Below are 15862 nucleotides of genomic sequence, written 5' to 3'. Positions count from 1 at the left end.
TTAACAAAGCTTGTGTCGCACTTGCAAACAAAATGGCAAGGATTGCTTGGGCTATGGTCAGTAGACAAGAAGATTACAAGATTCAAACAGTCTAACAATAATCAATGAGTGAATAACCAGAGGTACCTTTTCAACAAATTGCCAAAGAAACAATATGATGATTGAAGGCTCATAACCACCTAGTTCCAATCAGGTTATACCAAGGGCTCATTGAAGCCGCGACGAATGATATGAAAGCTAGGTTCGGATATCCATCAAGGCGGGTAATCTGATACCCAAAGCCGAATATATGGGAGCAATTGAGTATCAGAAATTATCATGATTGTCTCTTGCAATAAGAGAGGGTCCATATATGGTATGAGTGACAAGATAATCACAAGAGGAAACTGGCAACTGTCATCTTTTTTTATCTACAGTATCCATACAAGCAGCAAGCTGGGCTTTATGGCGAGGTTTCATTAACTAACATGCTTCACATCATTGTTACTAGCGAGAAAAATCGCTAATATATGAAAATCTAGTTGATAATGAGAGTTTTTATCAATACCATTCCTGCACAACTACGCGCAATTTGATTACCATGATGAATCTTTTAAAACCCAGTTTTATTCTTATTTCCGCAGCAATGGCTTTGCCCATCAATGCCAATACGCTTGATGATGCGAAAGCGATTCAAAACAAAACCAATGCCGCTTCCTCTGCAAGCCAGCAGAAAATCGACAAGAGTTCGACTGCTGCAATTGAGCTTCAAGCTGAAATCGAGCAATTAAGCGAGCAAGTAAAGAACTTAGAAGTTTATCGAAACCACTTACAGGCTTTGGTGGAAAACCAGCAACAAGAAATGGTGAGTTTGGATAAACAAATTGAAGAGATTAAAGATACTCGTCAGGGCATTGTTCCTCTTATGTATCAGATGATTGATGGTCTGCAAACCACAATTGAGCAAGATAAGCCCATTCGTTTACAAGCGCGTACCGAACGTCTTGAGCAGTTGAAGTCTATGATGCCAAGAGCCGATGTCAGCGATGCGGAAAAGTTCAGAAGAATTCTCGAAGCCTATCAAATTGAGATGGACTACGGACGTAAGCTAGGCGCATACCAAGGACATATTGCGCTGGGTGGCAACGATTCTGTTGATGCGGATATCTTATATTTGGGGCGTATAGCATTAATCGCTCGCAATCCAAATGCGACACAGTACTGGACTTGGAATCAAGCTCAGAAGCAGTGGCAAGTGCTGGAGAACAGCTATAAATCCGATCTCGATACTGCGTATAGTTTGGCGGCTAAACAGATTGCACCAACGCTTGTCACTCTTCCTGTATCGCTTGTTAATGCGGAGGTAAATTAACATGAGAAACAAATTTGCCCCGTTATTATGTGCAGCTTTAATTATCGGTGTTAACGCGCCTGCTGTTGCCGCGAACGACATTGTTAGCCAAGCAAAAACGGAAAACACAACGCAACGCAGTCATGATACAAAGCGTGAAGCTGAATTTAAGCGCACAGAACAGCAACTGAAAGATAAAAAAGCGCAATTGATGGCGCAGAGAAACCATCTACAAAGTCAAGCCGATAAGCTTTCTGCTGAGTTTTCTAAAAATGAAGATTCACTCGCTCGTTTGGAAGAGAAACTACGACTAGAAACCGGAAGCCTTGGTGAAATTTTTGGTGTCGTTCGTCAAAATGCAAAAGAGATCCAAGGCGATCTTTCCCAATCAGTGACAGGGGTTGATCGTCAAACCAATGCAAACGTAATAGAAGATATTGTTGCCGCTAAGTCTTTACCATCAATGAAACAGCTCACGGGTTTATGGCTCGCAATGCAAGAGCAAGTGTCAGCAAGTGGCGAAGTTTCAACAATAGATGTCAGCTTAATTGATGGAGATGGTCGTAAGCAAAGTGTTCCAGCTACGCGTATCGGCGCATTTGGCTTAGTTTCAGAGCAAGGTTACTTACAGTGGAATAACGCTCGTAAAGATGCGGTGGCCTATCCGGTGCAACCAGAAAATGCTCCAACGTTGAGCTCGTTAAAAACTTTAGAAAGCGGCAATCCTATTCCAGTTGTTTTAGACCCTTCACACGGAATTTTACTTGAGCAACTGGCGCTTACACCAACACTGGGGCAGCGTCTTGAAGCTGGTGGTGTGGTAGGGAAAATCATTTTGGGGTTATTGGTTATTGGTTTGGTTATCGCCTTGTACCGAGGTGTTTCTTTGGCTATTGCTCAGCAAAAGATCTCTGCACAGCTTAAGAATCCACAGCAACCAGGTAATAACCCGCTTGGTCGAGTGTTGTCAGTACACGATAAAGAGAAACACCGTACAGTTGAAGCTTTAGAGCTGCGCCTGTTAGAAGCGGTTGTCGATGAGCAAACAGGCTTAGAAAAAGGTTTATCCATGCTCAAGTTACTGGCAGCTCTAGCTCCAATGCTCGGTCTGCTTGGTACTGTGACAGGTATGATTGAGACTTTCCAAGTTATCACCCAGTTTGGTAATGGTGACCCTAAAGTGATGGCTGGTGGTATTTCAATGGCACTGGTAACCACAGTATTAGGCTTAGTTGCGGCAATGCCATTATTGCTGGCGCACAATATCTTGAGTTCACAGGCAGAGAACATTCGAAATATTCTGGAAAAACAAGGTATCGGTTTAGTTGCAGAGCAAGCGGAGCGCGAAAGCGGTGCAACTGCTCGTACAAACATGGTCAACGCGGCGTAAAGGTTGAACATGCAATCAGACGGATTTATGACTCTCAATAATCTTTTTTTACCACTCAATGAATTTATGGAGCAAGGTGGTGCTGTATTGTGGTGGCTTGCTGCGGTTGTTGCGGTGTGTTGGCTATTGGTCGTTGAACGCATCATTTATCTGGTGTTTACCTATCCTAAACAGCGTAAGCACTGGATTGAACGTTGGCACCAACGCACAGAGCACAATTCTTGGCATGCTCACGCCATCAAGCAAGGGTGGATAGGGCAAGCACATATTGCGCTAACTCAAAATCTAAACATCATTAAAGTGATGGTCGCAATCTGTCCAATGTTAGGTTTGTTGGGAACCGTCACTGGCATGATTTCGGTATTTGATGTGATGGCAACGCAAGGCAGTAGCGATCCTAAATTGATGGCTTCAGGTATTTCACTGGCAACACTGCCAACTATGGCAGGTATGGTTGCAGCATTAGCAGGTATGTTTGTTCATGCGCGTTTAGTGAAAACTTGTCGTCTATTAGAAATGAAACTAGAAAAATCTTTAAGGAGTCAACGATGAGACTCGGTAGACGTCAATCTCAGCAAGAAGAGGCACAAATAGATCTTACTTCAATGCTGGATATCGTATTTATCATGTTGATTTTTTTCATCGTGACCAGTTCTTTTGTGCGTGAATCGGGCGTAGAAGTCAATCGCCCGACAGCTTCAAACGTAGTGAGCCAAAAAGATGCGGGCATTTTCGTCGCGATTACATCTGCTAATGACATCTACATTGATAAGCGCCAAGTCGATGTCGAACGAGTACAAGCTACGCTCGAGCATTTGCTTTTGGAACAACCTGAAGCATCTTTAGTGATTCAAGCGGACGAACACGCATATAACGGTACAGTTGTGCAGGTGATGGATGCGGCAAAAGGCGCCGGCGTTAAGAGTATTGCTCTAGCAGCGGAGAAGCGTTAATGCTGCGTTTACTGTTCGCAACCCCGATTGCTGCTCTTATCTCTCTCAGCTTATTTGCGTTTATGGCGTGGATGGTTGATAACGGCAATCAACGTGCGCCCAAGACTAGCCAGCCTCTTAGCTTTAACATGGTGATGTTAGAGCAGGAAAATCAGGTGCAGCGTAGACAACGAAGTGTACCTGAACAGCCAGAGTTACCTCAGCCACCACCTCAATCGCCTATTTCACAACAGCAGAGTACGGTGGCGAATACACAACAACTTTCAAGTGTTCCATCGCTAGGTTTGGATACTGCAATTAATGGCATTTCGATCAATGCACCAACCTTTGGTGATTTTGGCGCGAACCAACAAGCAATGCCATTACATCGTGTAGAGCCCACATACCCAGCCCGTGCTTTGCAGCGTGGCATTGAGGGCTATGTCGTAATGAGCTTTACCATTGATGAAACTGGCAAACCAACCGATATTCAAGTGCTTGAGTCTGAACCTAAAAGAGTGTTTGAGCGTGATGCCATTCGTGCGTTGAGCAACTGGAAATATCAGCCCAAATTGTCGGATGGTAAAGCGGTGACTCAACCGGGACAATCTGTGAAATTGGAGTTTAAGTTAGCCAAATGATGAAACGAATAATCGTCTGTCTACTGCTGATGAGTTCTGCCTGGTGTGTAACAGTTCGTATGGCTGTTGCTGCGGAGCTGAGCCAATACGCCGCAAATAAAGCGATGAAAGCGAATCAGCTAGCGCAGGAAGAGAAATTGTCTCAAGCGATTGAGACGCTCAAAGCTGCCGATGTTTCCCGTGCGTATGACAAAGCTTATTTCTCACGAATGTTAGGTGTTTTTTATTGGCAGAATGAACAGATCAAACCAGCTATCAACGCTCTGCAACAAGCCGTTACTAGTGGTGAGTTAAAGGATGATCAGGGCTGGTTAACCGAGCGCATGTTAGCCGATTTATTACTAATGAATCAGCAGTATAAGCAAGCATTACCACATTATTATCAACTGAGTAAAAATATTCCACAGTCGCAGAATGGTAGTGAACTGTGGTTGCGAATTGCTCAAGTGCATTACCAGATTGAGCAATGGCAGAAAACGCTGAATGCGATTGCAGAATATGACAAGTTCAAGCAACCGGATGCGGTCACTCCATTGTCGGTGAAGCTGGGCGCACAACTTCAATTGGAACGCTGGGAAGCCGCCATCCCAACACTTAAAAAATTAATCAATCTAGAGCCTGAGCGCAGTAACTGGTGGTTACAACTGGTGAACTTAGAGCTCAGAACGGGTAAGAAAAAAGATGCACTTAGCAGCTTAGGTTTAGCTCATTTGCAGAAAATTGAATTGAGTGATGGTGATTTACGTTTGTTGGCTCAGCTTTACGCCCATAACGGTATTCCAGAACGAGCGGCTCTAGTATTAGAACAACTAAAAGAAGCGCAAACCAATGTTGATCTGATTACGGAACGTGCTTTCCATTGGCAGCGAGCGAAAGAGTGGGACAAAGCGATCGACACTTGGGCATTAGCGACAAAATTTGACGGTAAGTACCATTGGAATATTGCGCAGATACTGATGCAACAAGCCCGTTATGATGATGCGCTATCTGAACTGGACAATGTCAAAGATAAGGGCAAACAAGCTCAAGTGGCTTTGGTCCGCACCAAGGCGTTGTACAAGCTTAATCAACTTGAACCCGCGCTGATTGAAGCAAAAAAAGCCAACCATATTGAACCATCAGACGAAGCAAAGAGTTGGATAAAATATTTAACTCAGCTACGAAAAGTAAAAGATAACCAGACGTCGTAAGCTATGACTCATTTATGGATGTCTCTTTATGTTAATGATAATAGTTTGCAGTATGTAATGATAATTTATATCATTAATAAAAATTAACGGCACGGCTATTCTCTATGGGTCTATCTACTATACATTTTGAAAAATTATTTGTTGATGCACGAAACATCACCCCATATCTTGATGGGAGTCTTGTTGAACATCAAAGCAGTGATGTAGTACCCCCGTGGACTGAATCCCTTTATACACAAATAGCACAACGTCATCCTGAAGCTGGCCAAGCGTACTGGTTAACTCGTACATGGGATCTGCTTTGTTGGCAGCCAGTGTTTGTCTCATTCATTGCGATTTACACTCAACGAGCCTTGCCTGATGTAGCAAAAATTTCTCAGAAACAGCAAAATTGTTTCATTTCTGGCTTCAATTTCAAAGACCACGAGTGGACCCATGCAACTCGCTCAGCGTTGATAAATAAAGCCGGTCAACAGCTATCTCTTTTGTTTCAAAGTTATAGAGATGCGATTAATCAGTGGGGAAGAATTCGCCCCGGGTTTACCAATCATCTACTTGCAGACCAAATCTTAAATTGTTTAGTTCGGTTACAACAGCTTAGACCAAGCTATTCGAATGACCTCATTCTCGAACAAGCTAAGCTGTGGTTAGATGCTTTTGAACTGCCAGATAAACACATCAGCAGCTTAAGAGTAGATGAAACTACCCAACAATTGAAAGTAATCAGAACCAGTTGCTGCCTCGTCTACAAATGTGAAGGGCGACCTCTATGTGCCAATTGCCCACGTCTAGAAACCAGTAAAGCGAATGCAATTCAGCAAGTAGCGGCTTAATCGGCAATATCTATCTGACTGATAAGTTAAAGCCATTTGCGAGGTTAATCAGCAAGATTTATCGTGTGTATGTTCATCATTTGAATTAGGAGCACATATGAGCTTTATCGAAAAAATGATCGTTTTTGTGTGTGAGATTGACACTTACCAAAGCGTGCTTGCTGGTTTATCAGATACTTATCTGAAAACTGAGCCATCAGATAGGGAAAAAAGTACAAAAGGTCAGTGTAGCTGACCTTTTGTGTATTGAAGAGATAGCGATCACTTCGAAGCAAAATCCAACTGTACTTGTTGATCTTGTTTTTGGATCCATAAAAGCCTGTGGCTGAGCATAATAGCCGCTGAACTTAAGCCGACAATGAATCCAATCCAAAATCCTTTTGCCCCCATAGGCTCTACGATTAAATCGGTCATCGCTAGGGTATATCCGGTTGGCAAACCGAGTAGCCAATAAGCGATAAAGGTGCGAACAAAAATTGCGTTCATATCTTTATAACCGCGTAGTGAACCCGCAGCGATAACTTGTATCGCGTCAGTACACTGATAGATGCCAGCGAAAAGAAGCAACTGCATAGAAAGGGCAACAACTTCTCTGTTATCCGTGTAGAGATGTGCTATTTGTTCACGAAAGGTCACAGTGAAAGCCGCGGTAATTAATGCGGTAACAACACCAAAAAACAACCCAACATGGGATGCAACGGCTGCGCCTTGTACATCTTCTTCTCCGAGCGTATGTCCAACACGTATAGAAACGGCAGCCCCAATACTCATCGGTAACATGAAAATTAACGAAGAAAAGTTAATTGAGACCTGATGTGATGCGACAACTAAAGAGCCCAAAGGCGCTAAAGCGACAGCGACTACCGCAAATAACGTCACTTCGAAGAACAAAGCCGCTGCAACAGGCAAGCCCAATCTGAATAAGCGCCACTGGGGTTTGAAATGGGGTTTATGAAAATGAGCGAGCAGTTTCACGTGAGCAAGTCGATTGGACGTTGCTACGTAGAATAACAACATCAGGAACATCAGCCAGTAGACGATCAAAGTCGCTACGCCACATCCAACACCACCTAGCGCAGGGGCTCCTAACTTACCGTAAACGAAGACCCAGTTGAGCGGTATGTTTATCAATAGACCGAAGAAGCCAATAACCATGGCTGGTTTGGTTAATGACATACCCTCAGCAAAGCTACGTAATACTTGAAATAGCAAAAATGCAGGCACTGCAAAGATCATTGCGTTAATGTAGCCAATAGTTTTTTCTGCCATTAATGGCTCAACTTCCATCAACCGCAAAATGGTACTGGCTTGCAGTAATACAAGAATAGTAGGAATAGAAACGATTAACGCTAAAAATCCACCTTGGTGTATTTCAGACGCAATTTTATGCTGTTTGCCTGAACCGTTAAGCTGAGCGACTACAGGTACCAGTGCCATTAAAAGACCAATACCAAATAGAATCGTTGGCATCCAAATACTGGAAGCGACAGATACTGCCGCTAAGTCAATGGCACTTACACCACCAGCCATAACGGTATCGACGAAACTCATGCCGGTTTGAGCGATGGAAGCAATAAGAACTGGCGTTGATAACTTTACTAATTTTTTTATTTCATTTTTATAATGTTGCACAAACTTCTCCGAAGGGAATACTTACTGCTTAATTAATCGGCGGGCCGTACTGGTGGGAATGATAAAGAAATGTAACACTGATCACCACGAAAAAACTATCGGAAATACAAAATGTTTACTGGCATTGTACAAGGCATGGCGAAAGTCGTGGCTATTAATAAAAAAGACAAGTTTCAAACCCATGTTATTGAGTTAGAACACTCACTAACTAAAGGAATAACCATTGGTGCTTCGATAGCTCATAACGGATGCTGCTTAACGGTAACGCAGATAAATGACAACTGTGTTTCATTCGATTTAATGCAAGAAACGCTCAAACTCACAAACTTAGGAGAACTTAATATTGGCTCTATGGTAAACATTGAAAGAGCGGCGATGAGATTGGTGGTCATAGCATGTCCGGTCATATTATGGATACCGCGATAATTAAGCAAGTGATTGACACGCCAAACAATAAAACAATTTGGTTTGAACTCGCAGATACTTATATGAAGTATGTGTTACCGAAGGGATTTATCGGCTTAGATGGTTGTTCATTAACGATAGGAGAGGTTAATAAAAATAGCTTCAATGTGCATCTGATACCAGAAACGTTGCAAAGAACGCTCTTTGGTCAACGAACTGTCGGTGACAAAGTGAATGTTGAGCTTGATGCTCAAACCCAAGCGATAGTCGATACCGTTGAACGAGTGCTTGCTGCCAAACAATAAGTTCGGCTTAAAAACTAGAGTCTAAACTCAGTGGACTAGAAAATTTGTTCGTCATCAGCATCGACTTGTAGATCGACGCTATCAAGTTGCTCATTAATTGTCAGATTCATATGAATTGGATTGCAACAAGCAGGACAGTCGTCATAAAACTCTTGGCTACCGTTTGAAGAGTCCAACGTAACCGGAACATGGTGCCCACAGTGGGGGCAAATAATGGTTTTTTGGATAAAGTCTTTCATCATGATTCTCGCTCTGTTTTTATTATTGTTGATTTAATAGTAAGACGATAAGTTGATTCTGAGCGAGAAATAAGTGCAAATTGTGAACATTGAAAGCAGAAAAAGAGCTAATGATTATTAGCTCTTTTGGCGTTTATTTTTAATCATATAAAAGGTTAGTTAATAAGTTTAGAATGACAGAATTTTTTTGATCAAATCATCCGCTTCATCTAAATAATGTCCACCAAAGTGATTGTAGTGATTAAGTATATGGTAGAGGTTGTAGATATCCTTCCTTTCTACATAACCAAAATCTAATGGCAGTACTTCTTCATAAGCTTGATAAAATTCAGGCTGGAAGCCGTTAAACAATTCTGTCATAGCGATATCACACTCTCGGTCTCCCCAGTAAGTGGCTGGATCATAGCAAATCGGACCTACAGGCGAATTCGCAACGTTCTCGCTCCATAAGTTGCCATGTAATAAAGCTGGACGGGGCGAGTGGTTGGCTAATCTCTGCTTAATAACGTCAACAAATTCGTTAATGTTAATCAAATGAACACCTTTTTCATGCATCAGTTGCAGTTGCCAACCGATTCTTTGTTCGGCAAAAAACTGACACCATTTCTTCGTCCAATTATTCGGTTGCACAATACTGCCTAAGTAGTTATCGATATCAAAACCATACTCTTTTTGATCGCCCCATTGATGCAGTTTGGCAAGCTGCCGACCGAGTTTAAAACTGTTTGCTGGGTCATCAATCGGCTTTGTGACTAAGTAATTTAAAATAATGAACGCTTGATCTTTGGTGCTGCCAGTAAGGACATGCTCGGGGACATGAATACTATTGCTTTCTCGTAGAATTCGTAAGTTTTCTGTTTCGGCTTCGAAGTTTGGTAAAAAATTGCGGTCATTGAGCTTCACAAAATACCGCTCTTTACCGTCGGTAATCATGTAACTTTCACTAATGTCTCCTCCTTGTAGTTTTGTTTTTTCTACCAGGTCGAATTGGAACATTAAGGTATCTGAGAGTTGTTGGGTGATAGCTTGCCACATAGTATAAACTCCATGAGCGTTCTTTGAACAGTTTTATTTTAGAACATCAAGTGTGACTTTACTGAACCTTAAAGCAAATAATTTCATTAACTTAGTTTTGCTAGCCTGTTAAAGGACATATTTGTGAGCCAACGCATAAAACGTTTTTTGTTTCTTTGTTGCCTTTTGAATGAATTGACGGTCAAATTAAACTAATCATTAGTTTATTTGGTCACTTAGCGAGTAGAGTTTTATTGCTTTCCTCGGCTAAGTTAGATTTTCATCAATGAATCGATAGAAAATTCATCAAGCAAACATATCAAATGTGTGAAATTTTCTTCACATAGCTTAGTATTATTCAAGGTACAGTGAGTTACTGGCGACGAAGCAGTAAAGCGGAGAATTAAAGTGGTTGTAGAAACCGATGGTTATTTAGCGCTAATAGAACATCTTGCATTCAATATGGATGTATTCACCAATGGCGGTGACATCGGTAAAGAAAGCGTTGAAGATGTCGTTACTGATATGGTAGCGAGTAATATTATGGCTGTTTTCGAACAGAACCCTGAACTTCATTCAAGTGTACGTTTCCAGCTTCTAAAAGAAGTCGATTCTGTTGTGGAAGATTTAGGTGAGGTGCTTGCCGGAGTATGGGCTAAACCGGCAACGAATGAGCAAATCATTTTCCTCGATGAATACATTGCGTTGGTGAAAAACTTATTTGATACGGCCGTTGCTACCTACGATTAAGTTATTCGGTAACGTTGTCGATTCTTCTAAATTGCCAAAATTTAGAAGCCCAGTAGGGGTTATCTAAACGTGAAATGATGACCCCTTGAGATGTCGAAGCGTGCATAAATCTCAGGTTCCCCAAATAAACTCCGACATGATTGGTGGTTTTTGTTGTTTTAAAAAAGACTAAATCGCCGTATTGAGCCGACGCATATTTAACATTTTCGCCAATTTTGCTTTGAGACTTTGTCGTTCTTGGTAAAGGTAGTTGCCATGCATCACGATAAGCAATTTGAACAAAAGCAGAGCAATCAATCCCTTCCTTATCATTCCCGCCTAACCGGTAGGGAACCCCTTGCCATTGGTTATAAATACTGAAAAAAGACGCTTCTCGCCTAACGACGTCTTCTGCTTCGAAGTTGACATTTACAGTTTCTGGTTGTTGGGAACTATCGAGATTAACGCTTTGCTTCTGAGCACATCCGGTGACCAATAACAACATAACAGCCACAAATACTCTGCGGCTAGTTATTGATTTCTGAAATAAATATGTCATAAAAATTTCCTAAAATACCGGACGTTGTATTTAAACTGGTATCGGACTACCTTTGAAATGAATTATTCTGCTAAGCCCCGAATAACGTTTTCACTTATTCAAACACTTTCTGTTATTTTTGTCACCATAACCTTACTTGCCATACTTCTTTCTATCGCTAGTGTTCGTGGCATTGACAAAATCGGCTATCAATTTAGTCACTTATCTGAGCGAGCTCTGCCATTGTCCACCAATAATGCCGCGCTAACTCAAAATATACTCGAACAAGTTAAATACATCGGCTATGGGACAAGGGCAAAATCGCTCGAAGAATTAAATAGCATTCGTACTGACTTACAAGCGTTGGATCAAAACGCGACCAAACGACTAGAAGAGATGAAAGGGATCGCTCAACAATTCGCAACATTGCTCGACCCAACTCTACAACAAGAATTGACGCTGAATATTGCCAAGTTTGCTCAATATTCAGCATCAATTATGCAGTCACAGCAAACACAACTTGAACAAACGGCAAAAATTGCGGAGCAAGCAAGCGGATTTCGATATGGTCTAAGTTCGATTGGGCCAGAAATGAACCGTATCGCTTCATTTCTAGCCATCGACAATGCCGAATCTATGGATGCGGCGAATCGATTTGTAGCTGCTTCAGGTGTGATGGAAAGTACGTTTATTCTGTTTATGGTACAAAACGAAATGGAACTGGCGCAGACCGAATACAAAGAGCTAAAAACACGTATTTCAGGTCTTGAACTAGCATTTGATGATTTCAAAGAGTGGCACCCAGATGTCAAAGAGTTTGCAAGCCTGACAGCACCCTATCAGATGGTTTTGGATGGTTTTAAATCTGGTGGCATACTCGATCAAATAATGATTCGTTTGGAAACTGCACAAATACAAAACGACGATTTTGCCCAGGCAGCCTTGATAGCGGACAATATTGCAGATCAGCTCGCCGCATTATCTCAAATCACTACTGATATTATTCAAACGAAAGAACATGAAGTACAAAGAACAATCAACGAAATTACTTTAACCTTGCTTGTTGGCGGTACCTTATTAGTAGCGATTGTCGTGGTTTCATGGCTCTGGTTGAGAGTTTGGGTTAACAACGGTATGAATAATATCACCCAAAATCTTACTCTTATGACTGAGCATGATTTCAGTCATAAGGCTAATCTGATGGGGCCGATGGAATTTCACGATATTGCCAGGAAGCTCAATCAAGTTATTGAATCTACAAATGAATCATTAACAATTGTGACGTCAAACTGTGAATCGCTCTACCAGACCGCCCAATTAAGTCATGATGCCGCAGAGTATTCGAATCAAGGTTTGTCGCGACAAAATGAAGCGCTATTGAGTATGGTTACAACCATCAACCAATTGGAAGCATCGATTAGGGTGATTGCTGGTGTGACTAATGATTCATACACAGATTCTGTCACAGCGGCAGAGCATTCTTCGCAGGGGGTTAAAGCTGTAGAAGAAAACCGTTACCGATTACATGCTTTGGAACAATCATTGAATATTAATGAAACGGCTATGAGTGAGCTAGAGAGCAGTGTTGCAAGAATCAGTGAATTAGTTGACCTTATTACAGGTATCGCAGAGAGCACCAACTTATTGGCATTAAACGCCGCTATCGAAGCGGCGCGCGCGGGTGAACACGGACGGGGTTTTGCAGTGGTGGCAGATGAAGTACGCAAACTCGCTCAAGACACAACCCAGCAAACTGGGAGTATCCGTGACATGATGAGCCAGCTACAAGCATCAGCAGCAAAATCACGGCAAGCGGTATGGGATTCCAGAGATGAGATGGTGTCTGCATTGCAATCTAGTGATGAAGTGAAGCTAACGTTTACAGATATCGAAAGTGTGGTTGCTCATATTCGAGCGCGAATAGAGCAAATTTCGGTTGCGACTGAAGAGCAAGAACGTGCAACGGCTGATGTCAGTCGTTCTATCGTGCAAATTTCAGATCAAGCGACGCAAACCAAACAGCAGCTAGAGTCTATGGTTGATAGCTCGCAGCAAGTGGCAAACATCGCCGGTCAACAAAAAGCGATGCTCACCAAATACGCATTGAGTTAGCCTTTTAATCCGTCTGGATTATTGTTCCCTAAATGGTTGGGTAAGCACTTTATCCAACCATTGTTCTAAAACGTTTGAACACGAACAAGCCAATTCTCATCTCATTGTGACTATGCATATCGGGTGTCTTAAATTACGCTGGAGAACTCAAGTCACAGCAGTTACACTCTGCGCTATTTTCAGTCATCCAAAGTTTTCAATACTTGCAAACTCGTGTACTTCAATAAATATGAGAATCCATGCTTTCCATCGTTTGTACCAATATCGGCTCGAACGCTCAACAAAACCTTTTTTGGCTCGCGGTTGCAAAATTCAACGCTGTGCTTATTGCAATGTGGGTTTAACGCATTGCTTGTGTAAGCATCAGCCGGATATTGACACACAAGTTGCGGTATTACTTATTGTTTCGCAGCAAGAAGTGTTTAAGCCGAGCAACACTGGTCGACTTATTGCTGACACGGTAAAAGAGACTTATGTTTACCAATGGAATCGTACTGAACCGGATTCTCAGATGTTGGGTCTTTTGCAAGATCCGTCTTATTTCCCGGTATTGGTTTTTCCTGCGGAAACTAAGGAAGAACATGCAAGAGTGATGCATGAAGTGAAAAATATAGCAGTTGGTAAAAAAATACTGCTTATCTTCGTCGACGGAAGTTGGCGGGAAGCGAAAAGAATTGTTCGTCGATCACCATATTTGTCTGCTTTGCCGCTGATTTCTATCGAGCCACAAGTGTTATCGCAATACGTGATGAGAAAATCGGATAATGAACAGCATCTAGCTACTGCCGAAGTGGCAAGCCTCGTGTTAGATAAATTTGGGGAGCAACTGGGGGCGGAAACGCTACGCTTATGGTTTGAGACCTTTAAAGAAAGTTATCTGCTAGGTAAAACTCGTATAAAACCAAAAGCAGAAAAAACAGCCCTTAGAGATTACTTGCAATTCATACAAAGCGTGGATTGCGACCGAGCACTCAATACTGCTTCACATTTGCGCGATCAACACTTGTAGCCAGATAAATAAGTGTTTGGTCACGGACTGCATAGGATGGGTTATGGATAATGACCCAATATTTTTAATCGCGAATTAATTACGCTGATATCTGTTTAGCGATTTTTGCTATTTAGATGGGGATAGCGCAATTGGGGAGCGAATCGCTTGAAATAATTTCCCTATTACCGGGATTGAGTAGGAGAGGTTTGCATGTATTACGGCTTTGATGTCGGCGGCACTAAGATTGAATTTGGTGCGTTCAATGAAAAACTTGAGCGTGTTGCTACTGAACGTGTTCCGACACCAACAGAGGACTACCAACAACTTGTTGAAACAATTGCTGCGTTAGTTGCTAAATATGATGCTGAATTTGGCGTAGAAGGTACGATCGGTTTAGGTCTGCCAGGTATGGAAGACGCTGACGATGCAACGGTATTGACCGTAAACGTACCTTCAGCAAACGGGAAGCCGTTGCGTGCTGACCTAGAAGCTGAAATTGGTCGTAGCGTGAAAATTGAAAACGATGCGAACTGTTTTGCGCTTTCTGAAGCATGGGATGAAGAGCTGAAAGATGAGCCATCAGTACTAGGCTTGATCCTAGGAACAGGTTTTGGTGGCGGTCTCATCTATAACGGTAAAGTATTTTCTGGTCGTAACCACGTAGCAGGAGAGATTGGCCACATGCGTTTGCCAATCGATGCTTGGTTCCATTTAGGTGGCGATAAAGCTCCGTTATTACAATGTGGCTGTGGCAATAAAGGTTGTATGGATAATTACCTTTCAGGTCGTGGTTTTGAGTTAATTTATGCTCACAACAATGGTGAAAAGAAAAAAGCGATTGATATCATCAACGCATACAGTGAAGGTGAAGAAAAAGCCGTTAAACATGTTGACCTGTTTATGGAGCTGTTAGCGATTTGTTTTGGCAACATATTTACAGCGCACGATCCGCATGTTGTTGTTCTTGGCGGCGGTCTATCGAATTTTGATTTGATTTACCAGGAAGTGCCTAAGCGCATCTCTAAGCATCTCCTTTCTGTCGCAAAATGCCCAAAAATCATTAAAGCAAAACATGGTGATTCTGGCGGCGTGCGTGGTGCTGCATTCTTGAACATCAAATAATACCGATTTTCATCGAGTGAAATAGAAGAGGGCTTGAGTGATCAAGCCCTCTTCGCTGTTCCACCAATGCTCAATTTGAGCATGTTTTAGCTAGGACGGTTCTACTTGAGGTTTTGGTTTATGTCCGACGCCTAAATTCTCTTTAGGTTTTAGAGTGATAACGCCAAAACCTAATTTCTTGAAATGGTTATCGCGATAGTTACGTACAGGGGTCTGAAGCCCAATGGAACGAAAACGTACGCTAAGCTTCTTATCTCCAAAAACACTCATATAATTAGCCCTTATACATTATATTGCTTTTAGGCTATTGCTATGATTCGGCGTTATTTGGAAATAATGCTGCAATTTCACCCCTGAACCATTGGTTTGCTAAATCACCATTTCGACTCGGATGCCAATAAATACAGACTTTATATTCATTATAATCAAAAGGTAGTTGAACCGATTTAATGTCGAATA

Annotated in this window: 17 protein-coding genes and 1 pseudogene; 13 read left to right on the top strand and 5 right to left on the bottom strand. The window is 42.0% G+C overall.

The window, feature by feature from the left end:
• Positions 1 to 583 precede the first annotated feature (583 nt).
• From ACK5MF_RS06545 to ACK5MF_RS06510, 8 genes are all read left to right on the top strand, one after another.
• Positions 584 to 1351, top strand: coding sequence for a DUF3450 domain-containing protein (locus ACK5MF_RS06545; RefSeq protein ID WP_416920518.1), 768 nt, complete (start codon positions 584 to 586; stop codon positions 1349 to 1351).
• A gap of 1 nt (position 1352) precedes the next feature.
• On the top strand, positions 1353 to 2720 hold the full coding sequence (locus ACK5MF_RS06540; RefSeq protein ID WP_416920512.1) for a MotA/TolQ/ExbB proton channel family protein: 1368 nt from the start codon (positions 1353 to 1355) through the stop codon (positions 2718 to 2720).
• A gap of 9 nt (positions 2721 to 2729) precedes the next feature.
• Complete coding sequence (locus ACK5MF_RS06535; protein WP_416920510.1) at positions 2730 to 3272, top strand: MotA/TolQ/ExbB proton channel family protein; 543 nt, start codon at positions 2730 to 2732, stop codon at positions 3270 to 3272.
• Complete coding sequence (locus ACK5MF_RS06530) at positions 3269 to 3673, top strand: ExbD/TolR family protein (protein WP_165311415.1); 405 nt, start codon at positions 3269 to 3271, stop codon at positions 3671 to 3673. Before ACK5MF_RS06535 ends, ACK5MF_RS06530 begins: the two co-directional genes overlap by 4 nt.
• Positions 3673 to 4293 carry an energy transducer TonB gene (locus tag ACK5MF_RS06525; RefSeq protein ID WP_416920507.1) on the top strand — a complete coding sequence of 207 codons (621 nt, stop codon included), beginning with the start codon at positions 3673 to 3675 and terminating at the stop codon, positions 4291 to 4293. The genes ACK5MF_RS06530 and ACK5MF_RS06525 overlap by 1 nt, the downstream gene beginning before the upstream one ends.
• Positions 4293 to 5483 carry a tetratricopeptide repeat protein gene (locus ACK5MF_RS06520; RefSeq protein ID WP_416920516.1) on the top strand — a complete coding sequence of 397 codons (1191 nt, stop codon included), beginning with the start codon at positions 4293 to 4295 and terminating at the stop codon, positions 5481 to 5483. Before ACK5MF_RS06525 ends, ACK5MF_RS06520 begins: the two co-directional genes overlap by 1 nt.
• A 104-nt stretch (positions 5484 to 5587) precedes the next feature.
• Positions 5588 to 6316: a siderophore ferric iron reductase gene (locus ACK5MF_RS06515; RefSeq protein WP_416920506.1), complete on the top strand. Its 729-nt coding sequence runs from the start codon at positions 5588 to 5590 to the stop codon at positions 6314 to 6316.
• A gap of 97 nt (positions 6317 to 6413) precedes the next feature.
• Entirely contained in the window at positions 6414 to 6551 is a 138-nt protein-coding gene (locus tag ACK5MF_RS06510; protein WP_416920504.1) for a hypothetical protein, read from the top strand.
• A 26-nt stretch (positions 6552 to 6577) separates the two neighbouring features.
• Here ACK5MF_RS06510 and ACK5MF_RS06505 read toward each other — a convergent pair whose 3' ends face one another.
• Positions 6578 to 7948, bottom strand: a complete 1371-nt coding sequence (locus ACK5MF_RS06505; protein WP_416920502.1) for an MATE family efflux transporter — start codon at positions 7946 to 7948, stop codon at positions 6578 to 6580.
• 111 nt (positions 7949 to 8059) lie between these two features.
• On the opposite strand from ACK5MF_RS06505, the pseudogene ACK5MF_RS06500 reads away from it, so the two are divergent.
• Positions 8060 to 8658: pseudogene (locus ACK5MF_RS06500) on the top strand (riboflavin synthase subunit alpha).
• Between the two features lie 35 nt (positions 8659 to 8693).
• On the opposite strand, the gene ACK5MF_RS06495 reads toward ACK5MF_RS06500, so the two are convergent.
• The gene (locus ACK5MF_RS06495) at positions 8694 to 8897 is read right to left on the bottom strand and encodes a CPXCG motif-containing cysteine-rich protein (protein WP_416920514.1); all 204 of its coding nucleotides are present in this window, start codon (positions 8895 to 8897) and stop codon (positions 8694 to 8696) included.
• A gap of 168 nt (positions 8898 to 9065) precedes the next feature.
• Positions 9066 to 9932 carry a fructosamine kinase family protein gene (locus tag ACK5MF_RS06490; protein ID WP_416920501.1) on the bottom strand — a complete coding sequence of 289 codons (867 nt, stop codon included), beginning with the start codon at positions 9930 to 9932 and terminating at the stop codon, positions 9066 to 9068.
• A 387-nt stretch (positions 9933 to 10319) separates the two neighbouring features.
• Here ACK5MF_RS06490 and ACK5MF_RS06485 point away from each other — a divergent pair, with 387 nt between their 5' ends.
• On the top strand, positions 10320 to 10661 hold the full coding sequence (locus tag ACK5MF_RS06485; protein ID WP_416920500.1) for a DUF3802 family protein: 342 nt from the start codon (positions 10320 to 10322) through the stop codon (positions 10659 to 10661).
• Position 10662: 1 nt separating this feature from the next.
• On the opposite strand, the gene ACK5MF_RS06480 is transcribed toward ACK5MF_RS06485, so the two are convergent.
• Entirely contained in the window at positions 10663 to 11199 is a 537-nt protein-coding gene (locus tag ACK5MF_RS06480) for an NlpC/P60 family protein (protein WP_416920498.1), read from the bottom strand.
• A 57-nt stretch (positions 11200 to 11256) separates the two neighbouring features.
• On the opposite strand from ACK5MF_RS06480, the gene ACK5MF_RS06475 reads away from it, so the two are divergent.
• The 3 genes from ACK5MF_RS06475 (at position 11257) to nagK (ending at position 15403) form a co-directional block, all read left to right on the top strand.
• The gene (locus ACK5MF_RS06475; protein ID WP_416920497.1) at positions 11257 to 13290 is read left to right on the top strand and encodes a methyl-accepting chemotaxis protein; all 2034 of its coding nucleotides are present in this window, start codon (positions 11257 to 11259) and stop codon (positions 13288 to 13290) included.
• Positions 13291 to 13519: 229 nt separating this feature from the next.
• On the top strand, positions 13520 to 14299 hold the full coding sequence (locus ACK5MF_RS06470) for a tRNA-uridine aminocarboxypropyltransferase (RefSeq protein ID WP_416920495.1): 780 nt from the start codon (positions 13520 to 13522) through the stop codon (positions 14297 to 14299).
• A gap of 192 nt (positions 14300 to 14491) precedes the next feature.
• A complete protein-coding gene (gene nagK, locus ACK5MF_RS06465) occupies positions 14492 to 15403 on the top strand; it encodes an N-acetylglucosamine kinase (RefSeq protein WP_416920494.1) in 912 nt (303 codons plus the stop codon).
• Between the two features lie 90 nt (positions 15404 to 15493).
• Here the strand turns inward: nagK and ACK5MF_RS06460 are convergent, their stop codons facing one another.
• The gene (locus ACK5MF_RS06460) at positions 15494 to 15673 is read right to left on the bottom strand and encodes a hypothetical protein (RefSeq protein WP_416920520.1); all 180 of its coding nucleotides are present in this window, start codon (positions 15671 to 15673) and stop codon (positions 15494 to 15496) included.
• Between the last annotated feature and the right edge of the window lie 189 nt (positions 15674 to 15862).

The sequence above is a fragment of the Vibrio sp. genome (assembly GCF_047973365.1).
Lineage (GTDB): Bacteria > Pseudomonadota > Gammaproteobacteria > Enterobacterales > Vibrionaceae > Vibrio.
This window is presented reverse-complemented; position numbering and strand designations above follow the sequence as displayed.

What these genes read in the sequence shown, in the direction of transcription:
- ACK5MF_RS06490 (WP_416920501.1), bottom strand. Translation starts at nt 9,932, where the DNA reads ATGTGGCAAGCTATCACCCAACAACTCTCAGATACCTTAATGTTCCAA.
- ACK5MF_RS06495 (WP_416920514.1), bottom strand. Translation starts at nt 8,897, where the DNA reads ATGAAAGACTTTATCCAAAAAACCATTATTTGCCCCCACTGTGGGCAC.
- ACK5MF_RS06515 (WP_416920506.1), top strand. Translation starts at nt 5,588, where the DNA reads ATGGGTCTATCTACTATACATTTTGAAAAATTATTTGTTGATGCACGA.
- ACK5MF_RS06535 (WP_416920510.1), top strand. Translation starts at nt 2,730, where the DNA reads ATGCAATCAGACGGATTTATGACTCTCAATAATCTTTTTTTACCACTC.
- ACK5MF_RS06470 (WP_416920495.1), top strand. Translation starts at nt 13,520, where the DNA reads ATGAGAATCCATGCTTTCCATCGTTTGTACCAATATCGGCTCGAACGC.
- ACK5MF_RS06545 (WP_416920518.1), top strand. Translation starts at nt 584, where the DNA reads ATGAATCTTTTAAAACCCAGTTTTATTCTTATTTCCGCAGCAATGGCT.
- ACK5MF_RS06530 (WP_165311415.1), top strand. Translation starts at nt 3,269, where the DNA reads ATGAGACTCGGTAGACGTCAATCTCAGCAAGAAGAGGCACAAATAGAT.
- ACK5MF_RS06520 (WP_416920516.1), top strand. Translation starts at nt 4,293, where the DNA reads ATGAAACGAATAATCGTCTGTCTACTGCTGATGAGTTCTGCCTGGTGT.
- nagK (WP_416920494.1), top strand. Translation starts at nt 14,492, where the DNA reads ATGTATTACGGCTTTGATGTCGGCGGCACTAAGATTGAATTTGGTGCG.
- ACK5MF_RS06540 (WP_416920512.1), top strand. Translation starts at nt 1,353, where the DNA reads ATGAGAAACAAATTTGCCCCGTTATTATGTGCAGCTTTAATTATCGGT.
- ACK5MF_RS06525 (WP_416920507.1), top strand. Translation starts at nt 3,673, where the DNA reads ATGCTGCGTTTACTGTTCGCAACCCCGATTGCTGCTCTTATCTCTCTC.
- ACK5MF_RS06510 (WP_416920504.1), top strand. Translation starts at nt 6,414, where the DNA reads ATGAGCTTTATCGAAAAAATGATCGTTTTTGTGTGTGAGATTGACACT.
- ACK5MF_RS06460 (WP_416920520.1), bottom strand. Translation starts at nt 15,673, where the DNA reads ATGAGTGTTTTTGGAGATAAGAAGCTTAGCGTACGTTTTCGTTCCATT.
- ACK5MF_RS06475 (WP_416920497.1), top strand. Translation starts at nt 11,257, where the DNA reads ATGAATTATTCTGCTAAGCCCCGAATAACGTTTTCACTTATTCAAACA.
- ACK5MF_RS06480 (WP_416920498.1), bottom strand. Translation starts at nt 11,199, where the DNA reads ATGACATATTTATTTCAGAAATCAATAACTAGCCGCAGAGTATTTGTG.